We start from the raw sequence: 13353 nt of genomic DNA on the forward strand, positions 1-13353 counted from the left end.
TGAGCGCCACCCCCAGGCAGCTCCGGTCGCAGGGCCCGCCGCCCACCTCCCCCCGTCGCGGCGGCGGGCCCCCTCAACGACGTCACAAGGAGAAGCACATGAGCACCACTCCACTCACCATCACCCAGGAAACCGCCCGCCACGTCCTGTGGATGTTCGGCCACCCCGGCGGCCAGCAGCCCGGCCGGTTCACCCAGCACCTCGCCGCGGCCATCGAATGCGCCGACCGCAAGCACGCCGCGATCCTCGCCGAGGCGTTCCCCGACCTGGCCGGCGCGATCCTCCTCGCCAAGCACGCGGAGGACGGCATCCAGCAGCTGAAGGAGATGGTCGCCCCGCGGTGCACCCGCTGCGGCGACAAGGACGGCCCGTTCACCCCGGCCGGCTACTGCGAGCCGTGCGACCGGCCCGTGCCGCTCGGCGGTGTCATGTGAGCGCCGCCGTCGAGGAGACCGCCCCGGCCCTGGGGCTGCACGCGGACCTGCCGAACGAGGCGTACCACGCCGACAAGACGTCACTCTCCTCGTCCGGCGCCCGCAAGCTCCTCCCGCCCAGCTGCCCAGCCAAATTCCGGTACGAGCAAGACCACCCGCAGCCCCACACCAAGACGTTCGACTACGGCAACGCCGCCCACAAGACCGTCCTCGGCAACGGCCCTGAGCTGGTCGTCATAGACCACCCGGCCTGGACGACGAAGGAAGCCAAGACCGAAGTCGCCGAGGTCCGAGCCCGGGGCGGCATCCCCCTCAAGCAGCACGAGATGGACATGGTCAACGAGATGGCCGAGGCCATCCGTCGCCATCCGCTCGCCGCGGCCCTCCTCGACCCTGCCTACGGAGCCCCCGAGCAGTCCGGGTTCTGGATCGACGGGCCTACCGGGATCCGGCGCCGCGTCCGCTTCGACTGGCTGCCATCCGTCCAGTCCGGCCGCCTCATCATCCCCGACTACAAAACGGCGGACGACGCCAGCAACGACGCCATGCAGAAGGCCATCGCTAAGTACGGCTACAACCAGCAGGCCGACTGGTACGAGGACGCGGCCCGGGCCTTCGGCCTCGGCGGAGAAGACGCCGAACTCCTCCTCATCGCGCAAGAGAAGAAGCCGCCGTACCTGATCAACGTCGTCGGCATCGAGTTCGGCTCCCGCGTCATCGGCCGGGCCAAGAACCGGCGCGCCATCGAGATCTGGGCCGACGCCTCGGCGACTGGCGTCTGGCACGGCTACGGCGACGAACCCAACTACCTCGCCCTCCCCGGATGGGCCGAGAACCGCGACAAGGAGATCTACCTGTGAACTTCCCGGACCAGATGCCCGCCGCTCCCGGAGCCGACCGCATCGGCCAGGGCACTGCAGTCGAGCAGTCCCGCGCCGTCGCCGAAGTCCAGGCCGCGATCTATGTGGCCCGCCAGTTCCCCCGAGAGATCGGCCGGGCCCGCAACACCATGCAGTCCGCGTGCGGATCCATGGCCCTGGCCAGCAAGGCGTTCTACCGGTTCCCGCGGGCCGGCGGCGCCGTCGAAGGGTCCACCATCCACCTCGCCAAGACCCTCGCCCAGTCCTGGGGCAACATCCAGTACGGCGTCACCGAGCTCCGCCGCGACGACGAGTACCGCCAGTCGGAGATGCAGGCGTGGGCCTGGGACGTCGAGGCCAACACCCGACACGTCCTCACTTTCATCGTGCCCCACGCCAAGTTCGCCGGGGGCAAGGTCAGCGCACTGATCGACCTGCGGGACATCTACGAGAACAACGCGAACAACGGCGCCCGCCGACTGCGTGAGGCGATCTTCGCGACCATCCCGGACTGGTTCATCGAGGAAGCCGAAGACCTGTGCCGCCAGACCCTCAACAAGGGCGACGGTAAGCCCCTTCCCGAGCGAATCGAAGGTGCCGTCCAGGTCTTCGCCGGCCTCGGCGTCAGTGCCGAACGGCTGGAGCAGAAGCTCGGCCGCAAGCGAGACCAGTGGACCGGGCCCGACATCGCCCAGCTGCTCATCACGCACAAGTCGATCCAGCGCCGCGAGATCGCCGTCGAGGACGAGTTCCCGCAGGCCCGCATCACAGCCAGCGAGATCAAGAGCAAGGGGACCGGCAGGAAGGCGCCGGCCACGCCGCCGCAGGAAGACGACCCGTGGGCTGGCCAGGACGTCGCGCAGCCCGGCAGCAAGGGCGGTGCCACATGAGCGAGCACAACGAGACCGCGGCGCCGGATGTGGCGGGCAAGACCTGCGGGAAGTGCGGGACGCCCAAGCCCGAAATCGCCTTCCCGAAGCTAAATGGGCAGCGCCGTAGGTCGATCTGCACGACGTGCCACAACGAGAAGCGCCGCAGTAGGGGTGATAGCGCGCGGAGGCGCGCAGCTGAGGCGCCCGGGGAGGCACGCTGGCGAGCCATCAGCGAGCGATACGGGATCACCCGCGATCAGTACATCGCCCTGCTCGACGCACAGGCCGGCACGTGCGCCATCTGCAAGAGAGTGCCGCAAGCAGGCAAGAGCCTCGCCGTCGACCACTGCCACAGCACGGGAGTCGTGCGAGCGCTGCTCTGTACCCGCTGCAACGTGATCGTCGGGATCTACGAGAACCACCGCCAGACGGCAGCCGCGTACCTCTCCACCTACGCCGCTGGCAACCCGCTGCTGAAGCCATGAAGGCCGGCCGCCCCCGCGGGAATCGGGGGCGGCCCACTCCAGTACACCAGCCTGAAGGGACACCGCCCATGACCCGCCACCTCTCCGTCGCTGAGCGTCTCGCGTCCGCCGAGAAGGACATGCTGCTCGCCGACATAGCCAAGACCTCCAGCTGGGACCGGTTCCTCGTCGAGCAGGCCGTCTACGCCTACGGCCTGGCCAACGCCGAGTTCAGCGCCAACGACCTCCGCGACGTGCTCCCCGAGATGGGCCACGGATACCTCGGCGCCGCCATCGGATCCCTCCGCGCCGGCGGAGTCATCGAGCACACCGGCCGCATGGTCCCCTCCACCTCCGGCCCCACCCACGGCCACCGCCTCAGCGTCTGGCAGTTGACCGCCAAGGGCCACGCCATCGCCGAGCGGCGCCGCGCACGGACGGAGAAGGCCGCATGAGCGCCGTCACGATCGCCGCCGTGCTCATCGCCCTCGGCATCGGCCTCGCCCTCGGCCACTGGTCGGCCCTCTGCCAAGCCCGCCGCGAACACCGCGTCGCCCAGCTGCGCGCAGCCCGCATCGCCGACATCCAGAACCGCCGGCCGGAGAACGTGCCCGCCGCGGACGACAACACGGCCGGACTCAACCTCGACCTCCACGACCAGTGCGAACTCCTGTGGGGCCAGCCCACCCGGAAGGAGCAGACGTGACCACCGCCCGCCCCATCCCGCCGCACGGCACCTACGCCCGCGCCAACGGCAGCCCCGGCTACCGGCCGCCCTGCAAGTGCGAGCCCTGCCTCATCACGCGCCGCCGCAACGACAAGCGCGGGAAGGTCAACCGGCAGCTCGGCCGGCGCGCAGAGGTCGACGCCACCGAAGCCCGCCAGCACATCGAGCTGCTTCGAGCCACACGGACCTGGGCGTCCATCAGCGAGGCCACCCAAGTCACCCAAAGCGGCCTGCTCTACATCGCCAACGGCAGCCGAACCAGCATCCACCGCAGGACGCACGCACGCATCCTCGCCGTCCAGCCCCTGTCGCAGCCCTTCACCCACATGCAGATCGACGCCCTGGGGACCCGACGCCGACTTCAGGCCCTCATGGCGATCGGCCACTCGTTGCGCACCCTCTCCACGGCCGCATCAGTCGCCAAGGACCGGGTCCACGACATCGCCATGGGGCTGCAGCCCACCGTGCGGTACGACGTGGCCGAGCGGATCGCGGCCACCTACGAACGCCTCGCGTTCCGTCCGCCGGCACGCGACAAGTTCACCTCCCGCACCCGCAACCTTGCTGCCTCCCGGGGCTGGCACGGGCCCCTGGCCTGGGACGGCGACATCGACGATCCGGCCACCACTCCGGAAGCGGGGGAGGCGTACATCCCGGCCGCCAAGTACCGCCGTGACCCGCTGCGCCGCGGGGAGATCGAGCACCTCTACCTGCTCGGCGAGTCCGTGCCCTCGATCGCCAAGCAGCTCGGCGGCAACGAGCGGTACATCGCCGACCGGGTCGACGACATCATCCGCGAACGCCAGGCCAGGGCCGAGCAGGAACGGCTTGCGGCCAGGCAGCGCACCGGTCAGCAGGCCGCGGCGTGAGGCCCCATCCCCTAACCCAATCGGGTGAACCGCGGCGGCGCCGGGTTGTCAACCGGCCGGCTGCTCGGGGCTCCTGACCGGCGCGACGAGACACCGGGTTTGTGCACGTCAGAGGCGTGCGCCGGTGATCGGTCCTGTGACAGGGCCCATCGAAACGCACCACGATCCACGCACGACAAAGCCCCGCCAACTGGCGGGGCAGGAAGGGAGGGGACGTGTCAGGAGTCGGAGTTCTCCGCCTGCTGGGCCTCGTGCGCAGCCTTGAGGCCTGCGACGTACTTCTTCGCGCGCCACTTGGCGACGCGGGAGTGCGCGTGGCGGCGGAGGTCGTCAGCCCTCGACGTCCCTTCCTCCTTGCACAGCTCCCCGTATGCGGCCCAGGTCTCGTCGTCGATCCGGACCACGCGGCCGGGGGTTCCCTTCGTCGTCATGTCGACAGCGTATCTGACCGTGCAGGGGATGGGCACCCTGCCCCACATCGACTGTCCATTGACCTACTGGTGACCGGTCACCCTGGGGTAGAGTCGAAGCGTGCCGAGGGATCGGTAATGCGCACCAAATGGCCGCCGTAACGGCCTGGTTCCACGCGCCTTGATCCCACCCACACCGCCTGAAAGAAGATCATCGATGCCGAGTCGGTTCGAGTACGAGCGGGCGATCCGTAACAGCGAGCTGCCTCCGCCGTCACGGCTGCTCACGCTCACGCTCGCGACATGGGCAGACGTGAAGACCGGGATCATCCCCGACCGCCTCTCTCCCTCTCTGTCGATGCTGGAGTCCTCGACCGGCCTGGACCGGTCCACCGTTCGCCGGCACCTGAACGCGCTGGAGAAGGACGGATGGGTCGGCCGCAACCGCCCTGCGGTCGCCGACGCCCGGTCGAAGAAGGCGCGGACCATCTACAGCATCACCATCCCCAAGGGCGCTGCGGTGCCCGAATCGGACGGAAATGAACTAGAGGCAGAGAGCCCCGTGACTGGGGGCACACAGCCCCTAGCCGACACGGGGCTAGGGGCACAGCGCCCCATGCCTAGGGGCACACAGCCCCTAGAGCTAGGGGCAGAGAACCCCATGGCTAGGGGCACAGTGCCCCTCAGTAGTTCCTACGGTCCTGAACGGTCCACAAACGACCAACTACATCAGGGACCCGCCGTCGTGAGCCGCGGCGCCGGAGATGCGGATGCACTTCGCACCGTCCAGCCCCTCATGGACGAGATGACCCAGCGCGGCATGCGCATCAGCTGGCAAATGCCGGCAGGCGACTGGAAGGAACTCGCCGACCTCGTCCGCACCCGCAGCGTCCCGGTCCTCGTCGACCACGCCGAGCGCGTGTGGAAGGCCGCGAAGTCCACGCCCTACTCGGCCCGGTACTTCCTCGATGGCTGGCGCGGGCTTCCCGAGTCGTCCGCCAACGCCGCTCCTCCGCTGCGCGCCGTGTCCGGCGACGGCTACCGGCCCTTCCAACTCGCCAAGAACGTCGACTACTCGAAGGGATTCTGACCATGCCCGACCCCCAGCCCCTCGGAGGCGAAGCGGTCACCCGCCGCTTCCAGCGCATCCTCGAAGCCCGCGGCCTCCAGCACGTCGAACCCGGACCGATCGACGACGCCCCGGAGCCGGCCGAGCCCGGCCACCCCGAGTACCACCGTCAGCGGCGAGCCGACTGGGCCCTCAAGCGCTGGATCACCGCCACCCCGTACCGCTACCAGAACGCGACCGCCACCCACCCCGACGTCCGCGCCTGGGCCGACCGGGCCGCCACCACCCCGAAGCAGGCCGGGTTCCTCCTCCTTACCGGCCCGTTCGGCACCGGCAAGACCCACGAGGCTTACGGGGCGCTCCGCCGCATCGCCGAGGCCGGGCCCGAGCGGTACGAGGTCATCGCCCTGACCGCCCCGGACATGTACGCCCTGCTCCGCCCCAAGGGCAGCGACAACGGGCCCGAGTTCGAGGTGAAGCGGCTGATGCGGGCGCCGCTGCTGCTCATCGACGACCTGGGCACCGAGAAGATCAGCGAGTTCACGGAGGAGGCCACGTACCGGCTGCTGAACTCCCGGTACAACGAGTGCCTTCCGCTGATCATCACCAGCAACCTGCCGACCCAGTGCGCCGACGGGCCGGACCTCGTCGACAAGCTCGGCGAGCGCATCACCTCCCGCCTCGCCCAGATGACGACGGTCGTCGAGATCAACGGCCACGACCGCCGGCGTGGCGCCGCCTGATGGACGTCGACCCGGATGACGTGAAGGCGATGCGCTCCGAGAACGGCGGCCGGGACTTCCGGGCCTTCATGCGGCAGCAGATCGCCGACAGCAAAGCCCGCCGCACCAAGCCCGCGCCCGCCAAGCCGCCCCCGCCGCCCGGTCACCGCCCCGGCGCCTGGCCCACCGGCACCCGGCCCCCCGATCCGCCACCCGCGTTGCCGCCCGCCCTCTGGGCCGACGCCCTCCACCGGCTCCGCAACGGCACCCAAGACCGAACGCCCTGCGGATGCGGCACCTGCACACCCGACGACGACACCGAGGAGAACCAGTGACACAGCCCGCTCGTATCCAGCGCCGCCGCACCAAGGACTGGCGGCTCCCCGACAATGCGGTGATCGTCAGCCGCCCCAGCCGCTTCGGGAACCCGTTCACCATTCAGCAGGCCATCGAAGCCGAGTGGAGCGAACCGCACCGCGCCTGCGCCGAGGTCTACAGCGAGTGGCTCCGGGTCGGAACCGCGGGCGGCTGGTACGAGGAGACCTACCGCATCGGCAAGCAGGTCTTCGACCGACGTCGAGTCCTCGCTGAACTTCACCTGCTTCGCGGCAAGGATCTTGCTTGCACCTGCCCACTCAGCCAGCCCTGCCATGCGGACGTCCTGCTGAAGCTGGCGAACGCAGCGGAGGTGCAGTCATGAGCCGCCACTCCCAGGCCCCGATGCCTGCGTCGCTCCGCCACTTCATGCGCGCCGGCCAGCACCCGGCCCGCGCCTTCCCGTGCCCCCACTGCGGCGCCCACGCCCACCAGCCCTGCGCGCTCCGCACCAACGGCAAGCAGCTGCCCCAGCCGCACCCGCAGCGCATGGCCGCCTGGGCGCAGACCACCGCGTGCTGCTCGACCTGCCAGGTCACCCCGACCGTCCCGTGCCACCACGACGGGCGCGCCCTCCCCGGCGGCACCGTCCACGCCGAGCGGTACGCCGAAGCCGAAAGGACCGCCGCATGAAGACCACCGCCGCCGAAGGCCGCTGCGCCCGCTGCGGGCAGCCCCGCGTCCTCTTCGCCCCCAACCCGGCCTGGGGCCGAGTCCCCGGCCCGCTGTGCACCAGCGACTGGCGGCTGTACGCCGAAGCCCGCGCGAACAGCACGTTCGTCGACTGGAACGACACCTTCGACAACGGCACCGACGAGCAGCTGGCCGCAGGACTGGGAGGCAAGTCGTGAAGATCCGCGCCGACATCGTCGAACTCATCGGACAGGGCTTCAACAACGAAGAGATCGCCCGCCACCTCGACGTCGACCCGAAGACCGTGTCCCTCGCCCGCCAGCGACTCGGCGTCCACCAAGCCCCCGCCCGCCGCCCGGCCACCGCCCTTGAGCGGCTGTACGCCGAAGCCGTCCCCACCGGCCAGGTCCGCGACTACAAGCCGGCCCGCATGCCCATGTCGCCCGCTCAGCAAGCGGCCAACCGGGCCGCGCTCCTCGAAGCCGTCCGCCGCCCCCGCCGCCCGTTGATCCGCGACGCCGCCTGATGCCCTGCCCCGCCTGCGCGCCCACCGTCATATCGAAGGAGCACTGACCCCATGTACCGAAGCGACAACGACGCCCTCACCGTCATGGACTGGTTCTGCGGCGCCGGAGGCTCCAGCCAGGGCGTGCACGCCGTCCCCGGCGTCCGGGTCGAGCGTGCCGCGAACCACTGGAAGCTCGCCATCGAGTCGCACGCCACGAACTTCCCCACCACCAGCCACTACCAGGGCGACATCCGCAAGGCCCCGGTCTGGGACTGGCCCGTCACCGACATCTTCTGGGCCTCCCCGGAGTGCACCAACTGGTCCGTCGCCAAGGGCAAGCGCCGCGACTTCGCCAGCGCCATGCAGGGCAGCCTCCTCGACCTCCTCGCCGCACCCGACGAGGAGGAGCCGTCCGCCGAGGAGGAGTCCCGGGCGCTGATGGAGGAAGTGCCGCTGTACCTGCGCGGCGTCCAGGAACGCGGCGGCCTGGTGAAGGCCGGCATCGTCGAGAACGTCGTCGACGTCCGCGCCTGGGACCAGTGGGACCGGTGGATCGGCGAGATCCACAAGCTCGGGTATCTCACCCGGATCATCGCCCTGAACTCGATGCATGCCGACCCGCGGTCCGTGCACCGGGCGCCGCAGTCCCGTGACCGGCTGTACGTCGGCTACTGGCACAAGTCGCTGGGCCGTACCCCGGACTGGGACAAGTGGCTCCGCCCTCGCGCCTGGTGCTCCGGCTGCGACCAGCACGTGCAGGCGGTCCAGGCGTTCAAGGACCCGAAGCGGGACATGGGCCGTTACCGGCAGCAGTACGTGTACCGCTGCCCGAACGCCTCCTGCCGGAACCAGATCGTTGAGCCGGAGGCGCTGCCTGCCGCGGCGGCGATCGACTGGTCCATCCCCGGGCAGCGGATCGGCGACCGTGCCAAGCCGCTGGCCGACAAGACGATCGCCCGCATCGAGGCCGGCCTGAAGAAGTTCGCGCGGCCCGTGCCGATGATGGTCCCCGCCGGTGGCACCTGGCGCGACGCTGCCGTGTCGGTAGGCGAGCCGATGCCGGCCCGCACCACGCGGGAGAACGACGCGCTGATGGTGCCGCCGCTGATGGTCCCCGTCGAGGGCAGGGAGGGGAAGAGCGCAGCCTCGGCGGACGCGCCACTGCGAGCCATGACGACCCGCAACGAGACCGGGCTCGCCTGGCTGCCGTTCATCGCCGAGCTCCGCGGCGGCGGCTCAGTCGCCCGCTCGGTGTCGGAGTCGCTCGCCACCGTGACCGCCTCCGGGAACCACCACGGGCTCGTCATGCCCGCCATGGTCATGCGGAACAACGGATCGAAGGGCGACGGCGGCGAGCACTGCACCACACCGACCGAGCCGTTCCGGACCATGACGACAGCCGGCCACCAGTCGCTCCTCACGTGGGAGCACATGCTCGTCCCGTACTACGGCAACGGCGCCCCGCGGTCAGTCAACGACCCGATTGGCGCACTGACGACCCGGGACCGGTACGCCCTGGTGCGCGGAGAAGTCGACATCAACGACGTGCTGTTCCGGATGCTCGAGCCGCACGAGATTGGGCGGGCCATGAGCTTCGCCGACGAGTACGTCGTCCTCGGCAACAAGCGGGAGAAAGTCCGCCAGTACGGCAACGCCGTCACCCCCAACGCCGCCGAAGTGCTGGTCTGCGCCCTCGTCGAAGCCATCACCGGTGAGGAGATCGACCGGCACGCCGGTGAGCAGCCCTCCGCCCGACTGGCTGCCGCCGCCTGACTTCCCAGCCCGAAGCTCTGCCCCGACTGCACCCCGAAGGAGAACCGATGACCGACACGATCACCACCACCACCCCGCGACGCGCCGACTGCCCGACCTGCGGCCTCGACTTCTGCCTCACCAAGAGCGGCACCATGTTCCGGCACGTCGGCATGACGCCCGCCGGCTTCTCCACCGGCGAGACCTGCCCCGGCACCGGCCAGGCTCCAGTCGTCACGTACCGGGTCGAGTTCGGGCACCTCGGCGACAGCCGCCCCGTCCCGGACCTGACCGTCACCACGAACGACATCAACGTCCTGTGCCGGACCGCCGTCGAGCACGCCCTCCCGCACATCACGCCGGTGCTCACCGCCATGGGACGTCCCGAGGCAGCCGACTGCATCTTCCAGACCAACGCCGACCGTTCGATGGGCCAGTTCCTCTGGCTCGACCTCGCCACTGGCCACGGCGCGCGCTTCCTCGCCGCCCGGATCACCACCGCCCCGTGACAGCAGTGCACCCGTCCGGGGCCTAGCCGGACGGGTGCCGCTCCAGCCAACCACAACCCGAGGAGAACCCTGTGACCGTCAGCATCTCGACCTCAGCCGGACCGATCACCGTCAGCGTGGCGGAGCCCGTCCCGGGGCTGCACGTCTACGAGATCCCCACCAGCGTCAACCCGCTGTCCCCGTACCGCTGGGTGCTCGCCCACCACGAGGGCCCCGCCCTGGCCTCGTTCGAGACCGAGCGGACCGCCACGTCGGCCGGCGAGAAGGTGGCGCCGCTCGTCGACTGGACGCGCAGCGCGGTGACCGTCGCCAACCTGATCGGCCCCTCCGGCATGCAGAGCCTCACCGCCCTGCTCGTCGACAACGGCGGCCAGCACCCCAACGCCTGAGCCCGGACATGCGAGTGGCCGCCCCGCTCGAACCGGGGCGGCCACCCCACCAGCAGATCACGAACCCAAGGAGAGTCACATGCTGAACCCCGACCACTGGAAGACGATCAACGGACTCGTCGAGTGGATCGACGGCGAGAACGGCCGCGATGCCCACGAAGTCGCCATGCGGATCATGAAGGTCACCGAAGAGGCCGGCGAGGTCTCCGCCGCGTACATCGGCATGACCGGCCAGAACCCCCGCAAGGGCGTTACGCACACCGTCGAGGACGTGCAGGACGAGCTGTGCGACGTCATCCTCGCCGCTGCCGTAGCGCTCGCGTCGCTCACCGACAAGGCGCAGGACGTCCTCGACGCCAAGCTCGCCAAGGTCGCGGCACGGGCGGCGGAGGTGACCCGATGAGCGATCAGCCGTACCGCGTGCTCGTCACCGGCTCCCGTGACTGGGCAAAGCGGGCCCTGCTCTACACGACACTCAACGAGGTGTACGACGTCGCGACGAAGGCGACCCGCCAGCTCGTCGTCGTGCACGGTGCCTGCCCGCGTGGTGCCGACGAGATCGCCAGCAACTGGGCGCAGGCGGCGATCTCCCTCGGCGACAACGTCATCGAGGAGCGGCACCCCGCCGACTGGCAGATCAACGGCAAGCGGGCTGGCTTCATCCGCAACGCCCACATGGTTCACCTCGGCGCCGACGCCTGCCTCGCGTTCATCCGCAGCGGCAGCAAGGGCGCCAGCCATACCGCGGCCCTCGCCGAGCGCGCCGGCATCCCGACGCGGCGGTGGACGTCGTGACCGACATGGTCGCCGGCGCTGTCCAGCCGCCGCTGTGGTCCGACGGCTGGGAGACCGAACCGTGCGACACCGCCGCCGCGGACGAGCAGGCGCACCTCGACCTCCACGCCCCCAGGCGGCAGGCGAATGCCTTCGACACCGACCCGTGGCACGGCTACGCCCGCCCCGCCACCAGGCCCGCCCGCAAGTTCAACCCCTACCGCGACATGCACGACGTCCTGGAGGACCTGTGACGCCGCCCCGCTACGGTCTTCCGCTCTCGGCGCGGGAGCTGGCCCTGCTTCAGCTCATGAGTGCGGGGCGCACTTTCCACCAGGCGGGCAAGGCGCTCGATCCTCCGGCGAACGAGCGGAACGCCCGCGTGATCATGTCGCACGTCTACGTGAAGCTCGGCGCAGAGAACCTGCCGAACGCGATCCTCCTCGCCTGCCAGGCGGGGATCCTCGACGGCCGGCCGCGCCGCCACGGGGACCACGCCGGGTTCCGGGCGCACGAGCGCCGCGGCGAGGACCCGTGGGCATGCCCGCCGTGCGCCGAGGGGGAGCGGGAGTACCGGGCCGGGCGGTCCGCGACGACACGTTCGCCCGCAGGAGGCCCGAGACGGCCCACAACGGGCCCCAGGAGCGCCTCGCAGCCTTCCGGCGGACTCCGGGAGCCCCAGCCCTCCGTGCGGCAGCGAGGCGCCTGAGCCCGCCAGCCGTCAACACGCCCCGAAAGGAACCGAAATGACCGACCCCGTAATCACCGACCTCCGCCGCGAGTTGGAGAAGGCGCGCGACGCACTCGCCGCCGCCGAGCAGCACCTAGCCCGGCACGCCGAGATGAACGCCGCCCTCCACTGCGCCGAGCGCGTCATGTACTCCCCGCTCCACGCCAAGGTCCACGCCGCCATGACCGGCGTTGACCACGCCCTTGCTCGCACCGAGCCGGGCCCCGACGACGAGCGGGCCGCCAAGGAATCGCGCCGCGACTCCGCCCTGGTCGGCGTGCTCATCGACCTGGACCGGTGCGTACACGGGCGGCACGAAGGCGACGTGTGCGGCGGTACTTGCGGAAGCGTCTCGCAGGGCAACCCGCACCTCCGGCCTGGCAGCGTCATCGGCTACGGGATGCGCCGGGACCAGATCGTCATGCCGAGCCGCGACGACAAGCACAACCCCGCCGCCTGGCGCAGGCCCGCACCCACCGGAGGACCCGATGCCTGACCAGCCCACTGACCCGCTGCGGGAGCGGTACGCGGCGGCGATCGTGCGAGGCGGCGGCTGCATCGACCTTGCCGCAGCTACCGACGCCGTCCTCGCCGTCCGGGACCGTCGCATCGAGGAGCTCACCGCCGAGGGGGAGCGGATGCGGGGGCAGATCGCGCGAGTCCGGGACGCCCTGACCGAACGCCGCACCCAAGTCGCCGAGTACGAGGCAGAGAACGAACCGTCCTCCTGGAGCGACGCCGTCACCGTCACCTGCGCACGCGTCGAGGACGCCCTCCGCGTCTTCCCCGAACCGGGAGCCGTCCGCGTCGATGACGACGGCCAGCCGCAGGACCGGCCGTGATCGCCCGCCTGGTCGGCCGGCTCGCGGTCGCCCTCACCCGTCTCGCCCACCAGCTCGGCACCCACCACTACCTGTCCACCGGCTGCCTCCACGGCGACCACGCCTACTGCCAAGGCAAGACCGGGCTCGTCGGGGCCAAGCGGCCGTCGCGTTGCAAATTCTGCGGCTCCCCTTGCCGGTGTCGATGCCACGAGGAGCGCTGGTGAGCGACTGCATCCACAGCCTCAACTTCTGCGACGAGTGCGGCGGCCTGGAGGTCACCCGCTGGGACCGGGTCCCCGGCGTCATCAGCATCGACCTCGGCGACGGCCCGGTCTTCGGCGCCGAGGTGTTCTTCAGCCCGCCGCCCGAGCCCTGCATCCCGCCCGACGACCCGCAGGACCCCGCCACCGCCTGACCCACCCCCGCACCCGC

The 13353-nt window shown here is 70.6% G+C and carries 26 protein-coding genes and 1 pseudogene; 26 read left to right on the top strand and 1 reads right to left on the bottom strand.

Annotation, left to right across the window (positions count from 1 at the left end; all coding sequences use genetic code 11):
* Positions 1-98: 98 nt before the first annotated feature.
* The 7 genes from ACWGH0_RS19655 (at position 99) to ACWGH0_RS19685 (ending at position 4226) form a co-directional block, all read left to right on the top strand.
* Positions 99-434, top strand: coding sequence for a hypothetical protein (locus ACWGH0_RS19655; protein WP_453405436.1), 336 nt, complete (start codon positions 99-101; stop codon positions 432-434).
* Positions 431-1294 carry a PD-(D/E)XK nuclease-like domain-containing protein gene (locus ACWGH0_RS19660; RefSeq protein WP_453405437.1) on the top strand — a complete coding sequence of 288 codons (864 nt, stop codon included), beginning with the start codon at positions 431-433 and terminating at the stop codon, positions 1292-1294. Before ACWGH0_RS19655 ends, ACWGH0_RS19660 begins: the two co-directional genes overlap by 4 nt.
* Positions 1291-2184, top strand: coding sequence for a hypothetical protein (locus tag ACWGH0_RS19665; protein WP_453405438.1), 894 nt, complete (start codon positions 1291-1293; stop codon positions 2182-2184). The genes ACWGH0_RS19660 and ACWGH0_RS19665 overlap by 4 nt, the downstream gene beginning before the upstream one ends.
* The gene (locus tag ACWGH0_RS19670) at positions 2181-2651 is read left to right on the top strand and encodes an endonuclease domain-containing protein (protein ID WP_453405439.1); all 471 of its coding nucleotides are present in this window, start codon (positions 2181-2183) and stop codon (positions 2649-2651) included. Before ACWGH0_RS19665 ends, ACWGH0_RS19670 begins: the two co-directional genes overlap by 4 nt.
* Before the next feature lie 68 nt (positions 2652-2719).
* A complete protein-coding gene (locus ACWGH0_RS19675) occupies positions 2720-3085 on the top strand; it encodes a hypothetical protein (protein WP_453405440.1) in 366 nt (121 codons plus the stop codon).
* Positions 3082-3336, top strand: coding sequence for a hypothetical protein (locus tag ACWGH0_RS19680; protein WP_453405441.1), 255 nt, complete (start codon positions 3082-3084; stop codon positions 3334-3336). The genes ACWGH0_RS19675 and ACWGH0_RS19680 overlap by 4 nt, the downstream gene beginning before the upstream one ends.
* Positions 3333-4226, top strand: a complete 894-nt coding sequence (locus ACWGH0_RS19685) for a hypothetical protein (RefSeq protein ID WP_453405442.1) — start codon at positions 3333-3335, stop codon at positions 4224-4226. The genes ACWGH0_RS19680 and ACWGH0_RS19685 overlap by 4 nt, the downstream gene beginning before the upstream one ends.
* A 218-nt stretch (positions 4227-4444) precedes the next feature.
* Here the strand turns inward: ACWGH0_RS19685 and ACWGH0_RS19690 are convergent, their stop codons facing one another.
* On the bottom strand, positions 4445-4657 hold the full coding sequence (locus ACWGH0_RS19690; protein WP_453405443.1) for a hypothetical protein: 213 nt from the start codon (positions 4655-4657) through the stop codon (positions 4445-4447).
* Positions 4658-4994: 337 nt separating this feature from the next.
* Between ACWGH0_RS19690 and ACWGH0_RS19695 the strand changes: the two are divergent.
* The 19 genes and pseudogenes from ACWGH0_RS19695 to ACWGH0_RS19785 all read left to right on the top strand — a co-directional run.
* Positions 4995-5066 (top strand): annotated as a pseudogene (locus tag ACWGH0_RS19695) (ArsR family transcriptional regulator); the annotation flags it as partial.
* Positions 5067-5432: 366 nt separating this feature from the next.
* Positions 5433-5726 (top strand): hypothetical protein, encoded by a 294-nt coding sequence (locus ACWGH0_RS19700; protein WP_453405526.1) that lies wholly within the window; start codon positions 5433-5435, stop codon positions 5724-5726.
* A gap of 2 nt (positions 5727-5728) precedes the next feature.
* Positions 5729-6448, top strand: coding sequence for an ATP-binding protein (locus ACWGH0_RS19705; RefSeq protein ID WP_453405444.1), 720 nt, complete (start codon positions 5729-5731; stop codon positions 6446-6448).
* On the top strand, positions 6448-6762 hold the full coding sequence (locus tag ACWGH0_RS19710; protein ID WP_453405445.1) for a hypothetical protein: 315 nt from the start codon (positions 6448-6450) through the stop codon (positions 6760-6762). The genes ACWGH0_RS19705 and ACWGH0_RS19710 overlap by 1 nt, the downstream gene beginning before the upstream one ends.
* Complete coding sequence (locus ACWGH0_RS19715; RefSeq protein WP_453405446.1) at positions 6759-7127, top strand: DUF4326 domain-containing protein; 369 nt, start codon at positions 6759-6761, stop codon at positions 7125-7127. Before ACWGH0_RS19710 ends, ACWGH0_RS19715 begins: the two co-directional genes overlap by 4 nt.
* Entirely contained in the window at positions 7124-7435 is a 312-nt protein-coding gene (locus ACWGH0_RS19720) for a zinc finger domain-containing protein (protein WP_453405447.1), read from the top strand. The genes ACWGH0_RS19715 and ACWGH0_RS19720 overlap by 4 nt, the downstream gene beginning before the upstream one ends.
* A complete protein-coding gene (locus ACWGH0_RS19725; RefSeq protein ID WP_453405448.1) occupies positions 7432-7653 on the top strand; it encodes a hypothetical protein in 222 nt (73 codons plus the stop codon). The genes ACWGH0_RS19720 and ACWGH0_RS19725 overlap by 4 nt, the downstream gene beginning before the upstream one ends.
* Complete coding sequence (locus tag ACWGH0_RS19730) at positions 7650-7961, top strand: helix-turn-helix domain-containing protein (protein WP_453405449.1); 312 nt, start codon at positions 7650-7652, stop codon at positions 7959-7961. Before ACWGH0_RS19725 ends, ACWGH0_RS19730 begins: the two co-directional genes overlap by 4 nt.
* 51 nt (positions 7962-8012) lie before the next feature.
* Positions 8013-9716 (top strand): DNA cytosine methyltransferase, encoded by a 1704-nt coding sequence (locus ACWGH0_RS19735; RefSeq protein ID WP_453405450.1) that lies wholly within the window; start codon positions 8013-8015, stop codon positions 9714-9716.
* A gap of 47 nt (positions 9717-9763) precedes the next feature.
* Positions 9764-10204: a hypothetical protein gene (locus ACWGH0_RS19740; RefSeq protein WP_453405451.1), complete on the top strand. Its 441-nt coding sequence runs from the start codon at positions 9764-9766 to the stop codon at positions 10202-10204.
* Positions 10205-10275: 71 nt separating this feature from the next.
* Positions 10276-10593, top strand: a complete 318-nt coding sequence (locus tag ACWGH0_RS19745) for a hypothetical protein (RefSeq protein WP_453405452.1) — start codon at positions 10276-10278, stop codon at positions 10591-10593.
* A gap of 79 nt (positions 10594-10672) precedes the next feature.
* A complete protein-coding gene (locus ACWGH0_RS19750) occupies positions 10673-10996 on the top strand; it encodes a MazG-like family protein (RefSeq protein WP_453405453.1) in 324 nt (107 codons plus the stop codon).
* The gene (locus ACWGH0_RS19755) at positions 10993-11388 is read left to right on the top strand and encodes an SLOG family protein (RefSeq protein WP_453405454.1); all 396 of its coding nucleotides are present in this window, start codon (positions 10993-10995) and stop codon (positions 11386-11388) included. The genes ACWGH0_RS19750 and ACWGH0_RS19755 overlap by 4 nt, the downstream gene beginning before the upstream one ends.
* The gene (locus ACWGH0_RS19760) at positions 11385-11621 is read left to right on the top strand and encodes a hypothetical protein (RefSeq protein ID WP_453405455.1); all 237 of its coding nucleotides are present in this window, start codon (positions 11385-11387) and stop codon (positions 11619-11621) included. Before ACWGH0_RS19755 ends, ACWGH0_RS19760 begins: the two co-directional genes overlap by 4 nt.
* Entirely contained in the window at positions 11618-12076 is a 459-nt protein-coding gene (locus tag ACWGH0_RS19765; protein WP_453405456.1) for a hypothetical protein, read from the top strand. Before ACWGH0_RS19760 ends, ACWGH0_RS19765 begins: the two co-directional genes overlap by 4 nt.
* Before the next feature lie 37 nt (positions 12077-12113).
* Entirely contained in the window at positions 12114-12593 is a 480-nt protein-coding gene (locus ACWGH0_RS19770; protein WP_453405457.1) for a hypothetical protein, read from the top strand.
* Complete coding sequence (locus ACWGH0_RS19775) at positions 12586-12939, top strand: hypothetical protein (protein WP_453405458.1); 354 nt, start codon at positions 12586-12588, stop codon at positions 12937-12939. Before ACWGH0_RS19770 ends, ACWGH0_RS19775 begins: the two co-directional genes overlap by 8 nt.
* Positions 12936-13145: a hypothetical protein gene (locus ACWGH0_RS19780; protein WP_453405459.1), complete on the top strand. Its 210-nt coding sequence runs from the start codon at positions 12936-12938 to the stop codon at positions 13143-13145. The genes ACWGH0_RS19775 and ACWGH0_RS19780 overlap by 4 nt, the downstream gene beginning before the upstream one ends.
* Complete coding sequence (locus ACWGH0_RS19785; protein WP_453405460.1) at positions 13142-13336, top strand: hypothetical protein; 195 nt, start codon at positions 13142-13144, stop codon at positions 13334-13336. The genes ACWGH0_RS19780 and ACWGH0_RS19785 overlap by 4 nt, the downstream gene beginning before the upstream one ends.
* Positions 13337-13353: the final 17 nt, after the last annotated feature.

Source organism: Streptomyces sp. NPDC054887 (genome assembly GCF_053610585.1).

Bases quoted from the DNA above. Each gene is read 5' to 3' on its own strand.
- ACWGH0_RS19775 (WP_453405458.1), top strand. From the start codon at position 12,586: ATGCCTGACCAGCCCACTGACCCGCTGCGGGAGCGGTACGCGGCGGCG.
- ACWGH0_RS19720 (WP_453405447.1), top strand. From the start codon at position 7,124: ATGAGCCGCCACTCCCAGGCCCCGATGCCTGCGTCGCTCCGCCACTTC.
- ACWGH0_RS19680 (WP_453405441.1), top strand. From the start codon at position 3,082: ATGAGCGCCGTCACGATCGCCGCCGTGCTCATCGCCCTCGGCATCGGC.
- ACWGH0_RS19750 (WP_453405453.1), top strand. From the start codon at position 10,673: ATGCTGAACCCCGACCACTGGAAGACGATCAACGGACTCGTCGAGTGG.
- ACWGH0_RS19740 (WP_453405451.1), top strand. From the start codon at position 9,764: ATGACCGACACGATCACCACCACCACCCCGCGACGCGCCGACTGCCCG.
- ACWGH0_RS19755 (WP_453405454.1), top strand. From the start codon at position 10,993: ATGAGCGATCAGCCGTACCGCGTGCTCGTCACCGGCTCCCGTGACTGG.
- ACWGH0_RS19700 (WP_453405526.1), top strand. From the start codon at position 5,433: ATGGACGAGATGACCCAGCGCGGCATGCGCATCAGCTGGCAAATGCCG.
- ACWGH0_RS19655 (WP_453405436.1), top strand. From the start codon at position 99: ATGAGCACCACTCCACTCACCATCACCCAGGAAACCGCCCGCCACGTC.
- ACWGH0_RS19705 (WP_453405444.1), top strand. From the start codon at position 5,729: ATGCCCGACCCCCAGCCCCTCGGAGGCGAAGCGGTCACCCGCCGCTTC.
- ACWGH0_RS19675 (WP_453405440.1), top strand. From the start codon at position 2,720: ATGACCCGCCACCTCTCCGTCGCTGAGCGTCTCGCGTCCGCCGAGAAG.
- ACWGH0_RS19735 (WP_453405450.1), top strand. From the start codon at position 8,013: ATGTACCGAAGCGACAACGACGCCCTCACCGTCATGGACTGGTTCTGC.
- ACWGH0_RS19710 (WP_453405445.1), top strand. From the start codon at position 6,448: ATGGACGTCGACCCGGATGACGTGAAGGCGATGCGCTCCGAGAACGGC.
- ACWGH0_RS19725 (WP_453405448.1), top strand. From the start codon at position 7,432: ATGAAGACCACCGCCGCCGAAGGCCGCTGCGCCCGCTGCGGGCAGCCC.
- ACWGH0_RS19670 (WP_453405439.1), top strand. From the start codon at position 2,181: ATGAGCGAGCACAACGAGACCGCGGCGCCGGATGTGGCGGGCAAGACC.
- ACWGH0_RS19770 (WP_453405457.1), top strand. From the start codon at position 12,114: ATGACCGACCCCGTAATCACCGACCTCCGCCGCGAGTTGGAGAAGGCG.
- ACWGH0_RS19690 (WP_453405443.1), bottom strand. From the start codon at position 4,657: ATGACGACGAAGGGAACCCCCGGCCGCGTGGTCCGGATCGACGACGAG.